The 14,951-nt window shown below is 42.8% G+C and carries 13 protein-coding genes; 2 read left to right on the forward strand and 11 right to left on the reverse strand.

Features of this window, described 5'->3' with window-relative positions:
- The first annotated feature begins 16 nt into the window (after positions 1 to 16).
- Positions 17 to 568, forward strand: a complete 552-nt coding sequence (locus CXF60_RS02390) for a hypothetical protein (protein WP_102090626.1) — start codon at positions 17 to 19, stop codon at positions 566 to 568.
- Here the strand turns inward: CXF60_RS02390 and CXF60_RS02395 are convergent.
- The 10 genes from CXF60_RS02395 to CXF60_RS02435 form a co-directional block, all read right to left on the reverse strand.
- Entirely contained in the window at positions 565 to 1,221 is a 657-nt protein-coding gene (locus CXF60_RS02395; RefSeq protein WP_045455674.1) for an IS1595 family transposase, read from the reverse strand. The genes CXF60_RS02390 and CXF60_RS02395 overlap by 4 nt on opposite strands.
- A gap of 393 nt (positions 1,222 to 1,614) precedes the next feature.
- Positions 1,615 to 2,610: a glycosyltransferase family 2 protein gene (locus CXF60_RS02400; RefSeq protein ID WP_102090627.1), complete on the reverse strand. Its 996-nt coding sequence runs from the start codon at positions 2,608 to 2,610 to the stop codon at positions 1,615 to 1,617.
- A gap of 61 nt (positions 2,611 to 2,671) precedes the next feature.
- Entirely contained in the window at positions 2,672 to 3,988 is a 1,317-nt protein-coding gene (locus tag CXF60_RS02405; protein ID WP_145990194.1) for a hypothetical protein, read from the reverse strand.
- Positions 3,988 to 5,301 (reverse strand): glycosyltransferase, encoded by a 1,314-nt coding sequence (locus CXF60_RS02410; protein WP_102090629.1) that lies wholly within the window; start codon positions 5,299 to 5,301, stop codon positions 3,988 to 3,990. The genes CXF60_RS02405 and CXF60_RS02410 overlap by 1 nt, the downstream gene beginning before the upstream one ends.
- Before the next feature lie 190 nt (positions 5,302 to 5,491).
- The gene (locus tag CXF60_RS02415) at positions 5,492 to 6,868 is read right to left on the reverse strand and encodes a glycosyltransferase family 2 protein (protein ID WP_102090630.1); all 1,377 of its coding nucleotides are present in this window, start codon (positions 6,866 to 6,868) and stop codon (positions 5,492 to 5,494) included.
- A complete protein-coding gene (locus CXF60_RS14385; RefSeq protein WP_180958070.1) occupies positions 6,855 to 7,010 on the reverse strand; it encodes a hypothetical protein in 156 nt (51 codons plus the stop codon). The genes CXF60_RS02415 and CXF60_RS14385 overlap by 14 nt, the downstream gene beginning before the upstream one ends.
- A 972-nt stretch (positions 7,011 to 7,982) precedes the next feature.
- Positions 7,983 to 9,317 carry a basic amino acid/polyamine antiporter gene (locus tag CXF60_RS02420; RefSeq protein ID WP_102090631.1) on the reverse strand — a complete coding sequence of 445 codons (1,335 nt, stop codon included), beginning with the start codon at positions 9,315 to 9,317 and terminating at the stop codon, positions 7,983 to 7,985.
- Between the two features lie 10 nt (positions 9,318 to 9,327).
- On the reverse strand, positions 9,328 to 10,269 hold the full coding sequence (locus CXF60_RS02425; protein WP_228707027.1) for a homocysteine S-methyltransferase family protein: 942 nt from the start codon (positions 10,267 to 10,269) through the stop codon (positions 9,328 to 9,330).
- A gap of 247 nt (positions 10,270 to 10,516) precedes the next feature.
- Positions 10,517 to 11,800: a zinc-binding dehydrogenase gene (locus CXF60_RS02430; RefSeq protein ID WP_228707013.1), complete on the reverse strand. Its 1,284-nt coding sequence runs from the start codon at positions 11,798 to 11,800 to the stop codon at positions 10,517 to 10,519.
- Between the two features lie 128 nt (positions 11,801 to 11,928).
- Positions 11,929 to 12,606, reverse strand: coding sequence for a glutathione S-transferase family protein (locus CXF60_RS02435; RefSeq protein ID WP_102090632.1), 678 nt, complete (start codon positions 12,604 to 12,606; stop codon positions 11,929 to 11,931).
- 367 nt (positions 12,607 to 12,973) lie between these two features.
- On the opposite strand from CXF60_RS02435, the gene CXF60_RS02440 reads away from it, so the two are divergent.
- Entirely contained in the window at positions 12,974 to 13,885 is a 912-nt protein-coding gene (locus CXF60_RS02440; RefSeq protein WP_102090633.1) for a LysR family transcriptional regulator, read from the forward strand.
- A gap of 97 nt (positions 13,886 to 13,982) precedes the next feature.
- Here the strand turns inward: CXF60_RS02440 and CXF60_RS02445 are convergent, their stop codons facing one another.
- Positions 13,983 to 14,756 (reverse strand): IclR family transcriptional regulator, encoded by a 774-nt coding sequence (locus CXF60_RS02445; RefSeq protein WP_102090634.1) that lies wholly within the window; start codon positions 14,754 to 14,756, stop codon positions 13,983 to 13,985.
- Positions 14,757 to 14,951 lie beyond the last annotated feature (195 nt).

Below are 14,951 nucleotides of genomic sequence, written 5' to 3' on the forward strand. Positions count from 1 at the left end.
ATTGACTAAGGTTGCTATGCCTAATATAGAGTCCAATACAGAAAAACCAACACTTAAACAGAGTATCGCGCTGTCAGAGAAGAGCGAATACATATTTGATGATATAAGCACAGCGCAATCTGCTTTCTTAACACTACCAGTCGTTATACAGACTGCACTAGAGCAAGCTAAACGAGTCGTTCTGATAGCAAATAATCCTGCTGTGACCACGACGCAGCTTGAGATATTGTTACAGCCCGATGATGTCTTGGTGTTATTTAATCACTTTATTCATGATGATTTTTTTGCCAGCCATGAGTTAGCTAGTTCGCTACCTAAGTTGCTGTTTTTTCGGCAGATTGGTGACAGTAAGCTGCATTTTGGCCTACCGCCTAGAAGCAATCATATATCAGTGGTGGAGCAAATGGCAGAGACCGCCCCGCTAGGGATATTGACGAGTAACCAGCCTTATCAGTTTCCAACATTAGCTGATGACCCAAGTCCTAATGATGATCCTATCACTGCTCATCGCATCTTAGATATTCCTTCGAACATGAAAAAACTAGGGGCTGTAGTAGATAAGGATTAAATATCACACCATTTTCTCAAGGTTTTCAGCTGATTAGATGGTGAGCCATAGTTGAATCTAAACTCGCACTCTTTTAAAAACAAATGGAAGTTCTTCTTATTAATCCCATTATACTTTCTGAGTGTTCGTTTGGACTGATTCCAGAAGTTCTCAATGCCATTGATGTGATTGTTCTTACCGCAAATGAACTCTATAGAGTGATTGACTCTGAAATGTTTAAACTCACTCACATCTAATGCATTGTAACTTCGATAGCTATCCGTATAAACAAAGCTGTCAGGCTTGATTTTACGCTTAATAACAGGCATTAGGGTAGTCTGTTTGGTGTCTGCTACGACAATGGTATAAACCTTACCGTTTCGTTTTAGAATACCAAATACAGCGGTTTTACCAGCAGCCCCGCGACCTCTTTTGCCTTTGCGTACACCGCCAAAGTAACTTTCATCTAATTCGACCTCACCATCAAAAAGCTCATCAGCTTCTAATGAGAGATGGTAATCTATCACAAGTCTTATTTTATGATAAAAAAGTGCAGCAGTATTAGGCTGAATATCAAGCAAATCTGCGGCTGTTCTAGCAGTCACTTCAGCCGTAAAAAACTCTAACAGCCTTCGCTGTGCTTTTTTACTTAGTTTACAACGGGTTATCTTCATAAAAGTAGTCTAGCATAGTGCTTATCTACTACAGCCCCAAAAACTATTATCAAGCACCATTCATCACAGTGTACTGTCAGAGCATCACAAAGTCGTTACTGACTATCCATACTTTACCGATATTCATTCGTCAGCACCCTCATCAGGTTTTCTATTGTATCGGCTGATGCTGGCAGCTCGAGCATACTTACATAATACTGGAGAAACGAAACTACCGTTAGAAATAGTAATGATCGGTTTCAATGACAATGATAAAACTGCTCACTTTTGGCATGGTCATAACTGGGATTTTGAACGTCAGGAAATGAATCGACCACCTATAGGAGTGACTATTCATCGGTACTAGAATATTGATTAACTAAGTTTTCGTTAGCTAGAGATTGCTAGAAGTAGTTAAACATAAGGAGCATCGGGACAATGAGAAAGCTCCACCTCTTTGTCATTAGGCTCTCGTTGTATGGCTATCGGTAACGACTGTTCCTCTGTCCAATCAATCAGTTCCATATCGGAAAATTGGGACAACCATCCTGCCATGGGCCAACAGTGCCATTTTTTATAGAAGCGATTGGCATTGACAATGATACTGTCCAGATGATTGAGGGGTGGCCGGTAGACACTGTGCTGCTGATGATAAGCGATATCAGCAGTAAGGTAAAAATCGATATCTAATCGGCGTGCTGTAAAAGCAAAATCGGTATCCTCTGCACCATAACCTGTATATTGGGTGTCGAAACCGCCAATTTCATCAAAAGTCTGTCGCTTGATAGCGAAGCATAGGCTCCAAAATGCACCGTAATCATCAGTTTGTTTGATAGCGGTTTGCTCTGTTTCAGTAGGATATGAGTCAGATTCATCAAAATTATAACGATAAGGGTTATAGACAGACAGCCCGTCTAAAACAGAGAAAGGCAGCTGATTGATTTTTAATTGTGCATTTTCTTCTACTGATAAAGGTCGCGTTAGATAGCGTGGTTGACCCATCAAAAGCGCATTAGGATATTGCAGAAGCTTCTTATACATTTGCTCAATAAACGTAGGCGCTACGATACAATCAACATCCAAAAAAATCAGCATATCGTGAGTTGCCTGCAGTGCTCCAAAATTGCGATTGTGTCCGATATCAAACTCTGTAGTTTTAATATCATCACCGTCATTCACAGCTGATTTAACCGTAGTTGGTAATTTCATGATATTTAGTGAAAATTCAGCTAACCGATTGGGATCGGCATCGTCGTTGACGATAATGACTTCGGCTGGCTTTACACTACTATTTTCTAGACCACTAAGTAGGTTGTAGAGATGACGATTACGACCATAGCAAGTCGTAATGATGGTCATCGGTACAGTATTAGAAGTCGTGCTCGCGTTACTCGTTGGCTGAATGGTCATCGCTTGTCTTTACCTCGCTATCAGGTTGCCTGTAATTTTTAATAAGTCAGTATTTAATAAGTCAGTATTTAATTGTTGATTCAGGTGTTAAGTTGAGTCGAAGAAGTAACCAGTTTTCAAACCAAAGCTTAGTAGTAGGATAATCAGTGATGCTATGCATAAACACCTGACCAGCTGTTGGCGTAACTGCGTTGGTTTCCTCACCGCTATCTTCCTCAAAGTTATTTTCTTCACTGTTATTTTTTTCAATGCTATCAACCGAGGTAGTGGGGTGTTGTTTGCTTCGGTAATGAATTGTTTGGGCAATAGATTCAGATTGACCATCATTGACGCTCATTAAGGTTTTAAACTGCTGCCAATTTAGCGCTTTGTTTTGAGCGACTAACGCTTCAGCCATGACAGCTTGTTCATTATGTGGTCTATCATCAGGCACTACTATGAGCGGCGTATCGTAATTATATGCTTGCGCGACAGCGTTTAGACCGCAAGCCATCATCAGATAGTCGCTATGACAAATAAATGGTGTGACGTCATCTACCTCAGCTGAGATATCGACATAACATCGTTTGTCATCGTCTATAGGCCCGAGAGAGACAATTAATGCATTGGGTAGCAGTGAGCGCAACTCCGGTAGTTTTTCGTCAATCGCCTTGTGTCCACCGTAGCCTTTGATAACGGTAACAATAGGTATTGTAGCTTCGGATTTGTCTATTAATTGAGCTTCGATAGATGGTAGGCTTGTAGATTTAGGCGCAGAAATTTCGCCACCTACGCTTAATTTTTCCAAAATATCTATAAAACTCTCATAAGTGTATGACTCAGCTTGTTGAGAGTAGATAAAGTCAAGATAGAGCGTCTTATCACAGACCCACTCAGATGTCTGGGCAGACTCTAACGCTTTAGGATAAGGTGCTAGTAAGGCAAGCGCGCCAACGAAAGCACCAAAATGTGGCGCATCGTCGCGAATGCCCGGAAGCCTAACGTAAAGGTAAGGAATACTTGCCGCACGGCAGAGCATCGCCACCTCAACGCTGACATCGATAATCATCAGATCAATCTTACAGTGAAAAATAGTGTCTAGTATTTGGTGACTGCGTTCTTGAATGTCACCATTGCCTACGGGCGAGTAGTGTAAGCTGGCTGGTTGCCAATATTCTCCTGCACGACCTGCTAAGATATCATCGGGGCGTTCATCTTCCGCATTCAAACGTATGATTTGTTGTTCATCAATAGCGGTAAAACGATAGCTATCTATATCTAAACTCGTAAATACCGTTAATTGCGCTCTTGCATCATTAGGCAGCAATGCAGCCAGTTTATCTGCCTGTCGGCAATGTCCTGAGCCATGATGATGAGCATAATATCCGATACGCATCATTATGATCCCTCAGAAAAGCTAACAAGACTGCTATCAGTTTCAACTGGCGCTTGAATGGCTTGATTGAAAAATTGCAGGGAGTCTTTTGTTAAATCAGACAGCTCATAGCTGTTGATACTGTTAATACTGCTTATGTAGCTTTCTGAACTGTCTTCTATTAACGCAGTTCTATTTTTTAACGCTGCTCGGTACAGTTCCAGATAGCCGTCTACCATGGCTGACACTGAACAAAACTGTAAAGCACGGTCACGGCAAGCTTGGCGTGATATATTTTTAATCGTAGAAAAACCATTGATAAAGGCGGCTTTGTCTTTTTTAGGTACGATGACTCCTGTCTCTGGAGTAATAATTTCGGCACTGGCTCCTGCATCGAAACCAATGACTGGTGTGCCACATGCCAGACTCTCAGCCAAGGTCAATCCGTATGGCTCGTCCCAAGTGCTAGTAAATAGCATGGCAGTTGCTTGGCATAAGTAATTATTAATCTCGTCCTTGGTGACATGACCTACGTAACTGAATAGTTTGTCATCGCCACTCTTACTGTCTTTAAATAACAAAGGAGCTACTTTTTGATTAAAGTAGTCTTCATTGCTTTTAGGTCCTGCTATGATAAGTTTCTTCCCAGCTTCCATACAGTAACGCATGGCTAAATGAGTGCCTTTCTCAGGGCAGATACGCCCATACCAAAAATATACCTCGTCATCGCTACCATCAGTACTGCCAATCGACTCTGTATTGGCAGTAAAGGATTCAACATCGATGCCGTTATACACCACTTGTGAAGGGACAAACTCAGCGAATAACTGCTGTTGGTGCTTACTAATCGCTGTAAATTTAGTGGTTGTACCAGCGCGCAGTGTTAAAAGCGCCAAACGTAACTGTGGAAAAATAGGCGTATGAAAAGTGGTAAAAAACCTTTCGCCAAATGCTTGGCCTGTCATCATCGGAATGTGGTGCAAACTGTGGTTATGTACGATATCAATCTCACCGCGCTCATCACGTTCGATAATATCTCGTAGGGCTATCTGATAGGTGAGATATTGATACATCTCTTCACGGCCCATGGCGACTGTTTCATGCTCATTATCATAGACCATCTTGTTAAACTCATGACGAGTCAATAACGGCACCAACGTTGCTTTCGTCTCGCTATCTTTATGAGCGTAAAGCAATACCTCATGACCTTGCGCCACCAACTCATCACAAATCAATTGGGTAATCATTTCTAGACCACCCGCGTAAGGCTGGGCAATGGGATACAGTGAATGCGCAATAATGGCAATACGTAGCGGTGAATTCGAAGACCTAATCATGTTTTTAAGACCTTTATAGTTATAAGCGTTATGGCTATAAGCGTTTTGGTTAGTAGAGTGATGTATAGGGAACCTAGTATAGAAACGATAAAAGACAATAGAATGACCTTGGTTCAAAATTGGCTTATATAAATCGCAAGTTTTTGAGAATCACTATCTTTATAAGCACTAGTTTTATAAGTACTGATTTTTATGAATCGATGGTTTTTTTATCTTTAAATAAAGACGTCGCATAAGATGTCGTGATAGTCGTCTTCTTTTGATGGGCTACTTTTAAAGTCTGTCTCAGAACCTTACTCATACTTGGTATGTCTGCTCGAGCATCAGAGAAATTATCCATTGCTACCTTGGCTGCGCTTAGTTTAAGAATACAAACTGCCGCTGCACATATAAACATTACTGGTGAGTAGAGCGGTGAAAATGGCGCTACAACTAGGACTGTAATGATATTTAGCACCAATAGCAGTTTTGGTAACGCCGCTATATTCTTAATAAATAATGACTGACGATTTTGGATATAGTTTTGTTTTGGCGTACAGACAAAAGGTTTCTCTCGTCCCCACAGCACCGGAAGCCATGACAAGGCACCAATCTCCCAAAAGTTTAAGTGCATTAACCATGCACGTATTTTTCTACCAAAACGTGGTTGATGGTTGTCATCTACTTGTTTATTAAGAGGCGATTGATCACGGCAATAAGCCCACAACCGTCTAAGGATAAAAAATGAATAGCCTGCATAAACCAGATATAAAGGGGTAAGCATCGACACGTTAGCGTTATTTACCAAAAGCATATCAACCATCACCAATAATGAGCAGATATGCAAAAGGATAAAGAACCCTGTGAAATTTACCCAAGCACTCAGCTGAGACAGATGAGCGCGTATATAGGCTAGACGTTCTCTCATGCTTTTGGATTGCGAGATATGTTGAACTGGAGAGTTGTACAGGACTGACAGGTAATCCGTGAGCACTTGCATATTGCCGTAGATCCAACGTCGACGTTGACATATTAGGTCATCTAGCGTGTTAGGCAGTAAACCTGTGGCAATAACTTCTGGCACAAACTGACTGCGAAAACCTTGTCGATGCATAAGCACGCCCATTTGAGCATCTTCAGTGATAGAAGCACCTGACCAGCCTCCTATGCTCAAAAGATCTGAGCGTCGAATGGCTGCGTAAGTACCCGTTGATAAGGCGCGATTGCGATTAAAAGGACGATACAGATGATGATTAAAATAGTGATTCAACTCGTTATGAGCATCCAGCTGTCCTTCATTACGATAAAACTGCGGAAACTGCAGTAAGGTATGCTCAGGATATTGAGCGATAGCCTGCATCATAGAGGCTCTCGCATGTGGTAATGCTTGGTAATCACTATCGACCACCACAATGTGACTACAGTTTGGACTCATTAACCCAAGTGCCAAGTTCAAAGCACCCGCTTTGAATCCTTCGACACGATCGATGTGATAAAAATGGACATTCAAATCAACGTTTAAGCTCTGGCAAAATGCTGCCAACGGCTCATATAACGACGTCTCTTTATTATTATTATCGATAATCAATAATCAATATTTCATCGCGCGCTTCTTTTACTGCTAATAACGACTTTATCGTGGCAATAACCAACTCTGGAGGCTCAGCTCGCGTCATCAATTGAAAACTGAGTGCTGCGCTAGTTAAAGCTTCTTGTGTGTTAGCAGTCATGTTTGGTCCTTAACCATGTACAACAAATTAAATTTATATAAAAAGAATGGGCCTATAGACAATGTAAGTACTTGTATCCTCAGTCATTTAATGAATACCAATGCATACTAATACAAAATTAAGTAATGATTTAGCCGATAATTGTTTGTGATAAATTAACTGTGTAAGTTGTACGTAATGTGACATAAAAACTTAGTATTTTAATCACGTAAAAATAGGGCGTTTTTTGATTGAGAAGGGGGTAGGTAACTGTTTTTTATTTTTGAGTTAGGGTAGTTAGTAAAAGGATAAAACGAGGAAAGAAGACGAGGATAAAAAAGCAGGAAGGTCTGCATCATTATGCTGAAGCACGACTGTAGTAGGATAGAAAAACACGACTGAAATCGTAGTTAGTTTCAGAAGCTAACTACGTTAATAAGTTTGAGATTAGGTTATTTATGTTGATGCTTAGCTAGCCCTGACTAAATCAAGTCAGTGTTAAGCCAGTGCTAAATGAGTGACACACCAGCTCCAGACATCGTCGACAGTCGGTGTTGATAACGAATTCTTCTTGCGAACGAGATAATAGTCTGGAGCAAACGTTAGCGTTGATTCGCATAATAAATCAACTTTATCTATTCGGTCGCGGTCAAAGTCTGCAATAGATTAGATGGTTACCAGTACGCCAATGATTACCCTGAGATGATCGAATTAGAGTCTCGGCAATAAGATATATCTTTTTATAGGATTTTGAAGCGTTATTGACTAAGTTTTAGCTATGGCATAAAGACGACTATGTAGTGGCTTTCCCTACTCAATACTCAGTGCTTGAGATTTATGCAACTACCTGAATGATAACTCCTGATATGCCTTACAACTGAATAAACAAGTCCAAAAAGCCGTTGTTTTTTGGACTTGTTTTTATGTATCACAGTTATTTTAAAAATATACTAAAAACTATATCCGCTCCTTTGCTCAACGTAAAAACAATAATTAATATGTCTGTTTCGGCAGTGCTCTTGACTGATAGCGGCTGTAATAAAAAATCGCTAAGCCAGGTATATACAGCAGCAAGGACAACAGCAAGTTATCCACGCCAGCAGCATAAATTAGCCAGATACCATAGACACTCGCGCCCAGACCGATGGCTTTGATGCTCCAGCGTTCTGATTGTGCAAATGATACTTTGACCAGATACGCCCCGACTAAAAAGTAAGGAATCAAAATCATCGAGGTGGAGATAATCACCAAGGTGTTATAGCCTTTACCGGTCAAAAAGATCATCAGTAAGCACAACTGCACGGTCAAACTGGTTAGTAGTAATGATGCCGTTGGCGTGCCTTGTGCGTTTTGCTTGGTAAATATACGTGGAAACGCATTGTACTTCGCCGCGGTAAACGGCACTTCAGCCGAGTAGAGAATCCAGCTCAGGTAAGATGCTAATACCGAGATGATAAGACCAATACTGATAACCCATTTACCCACATCGCCCGTCATTTGCGCCATAATGCCAGCCATTGATGGGTTGCTAAGCGCTGCCACATCCACACGGCTCATGACCCCGAGAGAGAGCAGGGTAATGGCAACATATAGTACCAACGCAAACAATACACCGATGTAAGTGGCTCGGCCGATATCAGCGCGCCTCTTCGCACGTTGCGATAAGACAATCGCGCCCTCGATACCCGTAAATACCCATAGGGTGATCAGCATCGTTCCTTTGACCTGCTCCATAAATGGCACGTCTAACGTCGTACCTGCGCGGTCAGCATTAAAGGTCTGCATATCAAAGGCATAATAGGCAAACACGATAAAAGCAATGAGCGGTAAACTTTTTGCCAAGGTCGCCAGCAAGTTGATAAAGGCCGCTTGCTTAACGCCGCGCAGTACCAAATAATGCACCAGCCATAAAATGATAGACTCACCGACTAGCGCCCACAGCGTGTTGCCTTCACCAAAAACAATACTTGTTGGTGTATCAATAAAGCTACCCAGCGCGGCAAACGCCACGACCAAGTAGCCAACCACACCAATCGTCGCACATAGCCAGTAACCCCATGCTGAAAAGAAGCCTGCCAAATCGCCAAACCCTGTTTTGGCATAGGTATAAATGCCGCCATCCAGCTCAGGCTTTAAGCGTGACAAATGCAAAAAGCAGCCCGCGAGGAACAAAATACCCACGCCGGTGATGATCCATGCGGTAATGATGGCATTCACGCCTGCCACTTCGGCCATGTTTTGCGGTAGGCTAAAAATACCCGCACCGACCATCGAGCTAAACACGATGGCAGTGAGCATGGTTAGCCCAATTTTTTGTCCATTTTGCATCGTGCGATCTCTATTTTGTTGAGGTGCCTGTCGTCAAAGTATCTGTTGTTAAAGTACCTGTGAAATGCTGGCTCAATGCCTGAATGTGTTTAGGGCCAATACCGCAGCAACCGCCAATCAGTGATGCGCCTTGGATTTGCCATTTTTTTGCCCAGACCAGATAGGCAGGTGGCGTTAGGTCATCGCGCACTTCATCGAGGCCATCATTAGCGGTGGCGTCTTTTGGCTGTGGTGGAAAAGCGTTGGCATACGCGCCAAGTTTGATGTGCGTGGCATTCTTGTCTTGCAACACGCTTTGCGCTACATCAAGCGCTTGATCAATCACTTCTGGCTGACAGCAGTTAAATAAGATTGCTTCTACATTGATATCTGCCATTTTGGTAACGGCTTCTTTTACCGTCTCACCTGAGCGCAAACGCGGTACATCGAGATGCTCGCTGTCTTCTAGGGTGAATGAAACCCATAGCGGTTTATTGTCTGTATCTAGCGTATTAAGTAGCTCACGAACAGCGATAGACTCGGCGATTAGACTCTGAGTCTCAGCGAGCCAAAAATCGACATACGGATTTAGACCTTTGATCAGTGGGGTAGCGATATCCTCTACGTGGTCAGCATCAAACAAGTCTGCACGGTAGGAGCCAAACAGTGGCGGTATAGATCCAGCTACTTTGGTTGCTGCGCCTTCTAGTGTCACTGCTGCACGTGCCATTTCACCTGACGCTGCTGCCAAAACTTGTGCTTGCGCCGCAAAACGTTCCTCGCCGATATGAAAAGGTACTAGCGCATAGCTGTTAGTGGTAATGACCGCTGCGCCGCTTTGGATAAAGGCGCGATGCACGTCACGGACGATCTCAGGCGCTTCTATCATTGCCAACGCCGACCACTCAGGCTGACGAAATGGTGCGCCACGTTTGGCTAGCTCTCGACCCAAGCCGCCGTCAATAATTGTGATTGCGTCAATTGACATAATAAGTCCCTCTTTATAGTGAATAGGTACATCTATTAAGACTCTATAGTCAATTCTCTATAGAAGAGTGACAGCATTAACCTCACTTGAAGTATGACAGTTACATCTGCGCTCGGTTGCCTTGTCTCTCTTTCAAACTGAATCAGCTATATTTTGAGAAATAGAGTTATTTGAAGGGACGAAATACTAGGCGTAATAAGGAGTAGATGCAACCAAAAGTTTAGTAATAATGTTAATTGATTACTTTTGGCATCTGGTTGCCTTGTTCGAGTATAGGTATTGCATGGTTTTTCTGATGAAGTTTATGCAAATTGTGAGTAAATACGAAGTGACGATGACTTTTAGTCAGACATAAAAAAGCAGACATCATAGATATCTGCTTTTCTATTATTACAAGGCTGCTTCTAGATGATGCTTCAAAAGTCGCCTGTTTGCCATAAGCGGCGATTGATTTTAACTGTAGCGCTTCCTCTAGGGTCACTTCATGCGTATAGCTACTTGCAAACGTGGTAGTGATTTCTTCTGCCACACGTTGACGCATTTTCACGACGGTTTTAGTGCCCAGTTTGCCTAGCGCATTGAACAATAGGAAACCATTTACGCCCCAAGAAAAACCAAAGTTACGGTTTAAGGTGATCGGACCACGGTCTAAGGCGCCATAAATATAAGCTTGTTTAAAGGTATTTGAGCCATAGACGCTGTATTCTTCTACGTCACGAGTAATAGCTGCCTCCATACAGTTAAGAATATCGCTGCTCAATTGACCGCCACCGATAGGGTCAAACGAAATCGTGGCACCTGTTTCAGCAATCGCAGCGGTCAAATCAGCAAGGAATGTCTCACTGCTTGAGTTGACCACATATTTTGCGCCCATATCGCGCAATAGCTTTTCTTGCGAGTCTTTACGTACGATATTCACCAAATCAACACCGTCTGCCATACAGATACGGTTTAGCATTTGACCCAAGCTAGATGCTGCTGCGGCATGTACGATGGCTTTGTGGCCTTCAGCGCGCATGGTTTCGACCATTGCCAGTGAGGTGAGCGGGTTTACAAAAGACGATGCGGCCTCGGTAGCTGTCGTGCCGTCTTTCATTTCTATGCAGCTCCTTACATTGACACAGTGGTATTGACGATATGTACCGCCACCAATCACCGCAACCATTTTGCCCATGAGTGCTTGAGCGGCTTCTGATGAGCCTGCTGCGACGACTGTACCAGCGCCTTCGTTACCGACTGGCGTATCTTTATTTACCCGCGTTTTGAGTGATGGCATGAATTTCGCAGGCACATCAGCGGTAATGATCGGGCTGTCATCAGTGCCTGATTGTACAGCGGTTGACATATCAGCGGCGCTGAACATCACACCAAAATCAGAAGGGTTCAATGGCATGGCTTCCATGCGAACGACAACTTCGTCAGCACCGGGTTGCGGCATCTCGATGTCTTTTAAAGACAGGGTTAATTTGTTGTCATCACTGATGGTTGAAACCAGTTGTTTGTTTTTATCGGTCATAAGATTTGCTCCTGCAAATAGTTAGATTTTTTAGACCAATCCCTTTACGGTATTGGCCGTTCTTTAGGTTATTGAGCTTTAGTAATTTTCTTAATGTGGCTCATTTTTAGTAGCCACACTGTCATATGTTATTTAGCGTTTGCGGCTTGGATTAGAGCTTTAACGTGTTGCATAAACTCAGGCATGTTTGCTTGACTGTCTGCCTGAACACTTTTTGCAATCTCGGTTTCACTCATGGCTTTGTTCCATTCTTTCATGCCGTCCACTTCTGCCAGTACATCCCACTCAAGCTGAGTCGCGCCAAAAGCGTTGACAATAGTGTTGACGTGATGCACATAGATGTCAGCCATGGTGAATTGCTCGCCTGCAATCCAAGGCGAAAATTGACATAAGCGATTCATAGCAATAATACCGCGGCCCAATACTTGACGAACTTCCTCTTTGACTGCGTTAGGTGCTTGCACGCCAGAAAACACATATGGAATCAGACGACGACTTGGTAGCTCAAAATACAGCTCTGCTATTTTCATAATCTGACGTACAGTCGCGCGTTCTGCTGCATCGGCAGGATATAGTGGATTTTCAGGATAGGTTTCTTCAAGGAAGTCACAAATTACGTTAGATTCCGATAGATTAAAACCGTCAGGCATGGTGATCGCAGGTACTTTACCCACTGGACTGACGGTCAGTAGATCATCACTACCAGCGTACAAAAGGTCCTCTTGAAATGGAATGCCCTTATATAAAAGAGCGTGTTTTACGATGTTGTAATAGTTGCTTGCAGCAAAGCCGTGCAAAGTAATCATAAGTCATTCTTCCATTGTTGACGTAAAAGTTATTTTTAATCGTGTTTTCATTGCAACGTTTAGGGCGTGTTTGATATTCACAAATAGGCACTGCTGATTGCTAAAACGGTTCCGGACAAGGCGTAAAACGACGGTAATGCTCGTGCCTTAACTAGATTTACAACACAGTATGGGGCAGTTTTAGCATCAGCTCCAATATAAACAGAAGGAGACAGGACTATTTTTTGCCATTTCATTGTTAAAAATAGACGGTTAGAATGACTAAACTTACTATTTTTAACGTCGAACTGTCTAAAAAATAGTCTCTGTCAGTGCCATGGTCGAATATCAAGCACGCCCTAAACTATTTACTCAATGGAGAGGTCAGTTGGATCAATTACGCGCGATACGGTATTTCAGCAAAGTCGTAGAAACAGGCAGTTTCACTAAGGCGGCAAGTGCGTTTAATGTGCCGCCATCGTCACTATCTAGACGGGTATCTGATTTGGAGAAAAATCTGGGCGCGACATTATTAAAGCGCTCGACCCGAATCGTTAAACTGACCGAAGTGGGGCAGGTTTATTATGACGATATGCAGCAAGTACTAGATCAGCTCGAGCAAAGCAAAGAAACGGTGCGTAGTTACCAGACCACGCCCATGGGACGCTTACGAATCAGTTCGATGGTGGGTTTTGGTGAAAAAATACTGCTACCACTGCTGGATGAATTTGGTGAGTTGTATCCAGAGATTGTGCTAGATGTCAGTCTCAGTGATGAGCTATCAGCATTAGGACGTGACGATGTCGATATTGCGATTCGCGGTGGCTATGCGCCAAATGAGCGCGTGCTTGCCATTAGGCTCATGGATAATGGCTTTATACCGGTTGCGTCGCCCAGTTATTTAGAGATGCATGGCGCACCTAGTCATGTGATGGCATTAAAGGAACATAAAGGCCTGTATTTCAAAGCACCAAACGGGCCAACACCTTGGCTCTGCTATGTGGACGATCAGTGGCATGATGTCTCAGGGCCAGCAGTCGCAATTTCAAACAATGGACCATGGCTAGCAAAAAAGGCTTGTGATGGTGAAGGGATTTTGATGTCCACTCGCTGGGCACTATCCTCATATCTTGAGTCAGGCGCATTGCAAGAGATTAAATTTGAGCATCCATTAGCAATCACGCAGCACGCTGATATGGCCGTATATCTGCTGTATCAAAAGCAGCGCTATCTAGTACCAAAAGTAAAAGCCGCCGTCGATTTCTTGGTTGAGAGGATAAAAGTAGGAAGTGAGCGTTGATGTAAGGGAAGTGTGCTATCTACAACCTCAAAGCATTCATATTCGTATCAACACCTAAGAGACTTGAAGTACAGGCGTCATAGAATATTATGACAGGCTACTCATTATATTCCTGATTGAAAATAACAGATAGCTCATTGGCAGCTTCTTGCATGACAGGCACATAGCTCAGTAGCTCATCCAAAGATTTTCTGACGATAGGACTATGAGTAAATACCGTAGCAAATGCGGGCTGTTCACCATTCGGAATCGGGACAGCACAGGCGACCATACCAGGAATAAACTCTTCATTATCTGTCCCTATCTGTGTCTTACGTACTTCAGCAATGGACGTCATGAGTTGTTTTTTGTCAGTCTGAGTATGGGTCGTGAGCGCCTGTAACGATAGTTTTTCTACAATACGCTCGCACTTATTATCTGCCAACTGCGTCAATAGTAATTTACCACTGGCACAGGCCCAGATAGGTATATTGGTTCCGGTAGGTAACTGTATTTGGACAGGCCAGTCAGATATCACACGATCGATATACACCACTTCTAAGTCTTGCAACACCGCAATCCCTACCGACTCACCAATTTTGGCTGAAAGCTGTTGTAATATCGCCAACCTTTCCGCTTTAAAAGGACTGTTTTTCCACAGGTCTAAAGCTAGGTCATGCGTTCTTTTTCCGCAGGTTACTTTTCCATGCAAATCTAATTGGACAAATTGAAGCGGTTGTAGCTGATTTAACAATCGGTACATACTAGGTACAGGGATGTCCAATGTTTCTGCTAAATCAATAACGCCCATAGGCTTAGAAGATCTAGCCAATACTTCTACGATTTGCAAAACTCGCTCGACGCTTGAGCCCTTTTTTTTGACATTATGCATAGTTCACTTTGCATCCTTAACTGTGCGTTCAAGAAGATCACTCATCATGTTCATCACATATTTCTGTATTCATATCTTGTCATATCGAAAGTGTTCTGATAAGTTACATAACGATAATCATAGTTCTCGATATATGAAATAAAATTATAAATAGCCATACCAATATAAAACAAATCATAAACTTTTATCTGCTAA

The sequence above is a fragment of the Psychrobacter sp. 4Bb genome, assembly GCF_002836735.1.
Taxonomy (GTDB): domain Bacteria; phylum Pseudomonadota; class Gammaproteobacteria; order Pseudomonadales; family Moraxellaceae; genus Psychrobacter.

Coding starts and splice junctions, on each gene's coding strand:
- CXF60_RS02390 (WP_102090626.1), top strand. CDS start 17: ATGCCTAATATAGAGTCCAATACAGAAAAACCAACACTTAAACAGAGT.
- CXF60_RS02395 (WP_045455674.1), bottom strand. CDS start 1,221: ATGAAGATAACCCGTTGTAAACTAAGTAAAAAAGCACAGCGAAGGCTG.
- CXF60_RS02400 (WP_102090627.1), bottom strand. CDS start 2,610: ATGACCATTCAGCCAACGAGTAACGCGAGCACGACTTCTAATACTGTA.
- CXF60_RS02405 (WP_145990194.1), bottom strand. CDS start 3,988: ATGATGCGTATCGGATATTATGCTCATCATCATGGCTCAGGACATTGC.
- CXF60_RS02410 (WP_102090629.1), bottom strand. CDS start 5,301: ATGATTAGGTCTTCGAATTCACCGCTACGTATTGCCATTATTGCGCAT.
- CXF60_RS14385 (WP_180958070.1), bottom strand. CDS start 7,010: ATGACTGCTAACACACAAGAAGCTTTAACTAGCGCAGCACTCAGTTTT.
- CXF60_RS02420 (WP_102090631.1), bottom strand. CDS start 9,317: ATGCAAAATGGACAAAAAATTGGGCTAACCATGCTCACTGCCATCGTG.
- CXF60_RS02430 (WP_228707013.1), bottom strand. CDS start 11,800: ATGACCGATAAAAACAAACAACTGGTTTCAACCATCAGTGATGACAAC.
- CXF60_RS02435 (WP_102090632.1), bottom strand. CDS start 12,606: ATGATTACTTTGCACGGCTTTGCTGCAAGCAACTATTACAACATCGTA.
- CXF60_RS02445 (WP_102090634.1), bottom strand. CDS start 14,756: ATGCATAATGTCAAAAAAAAGGGCTCAAGCGTCGAGCGAGTTTTGCAA.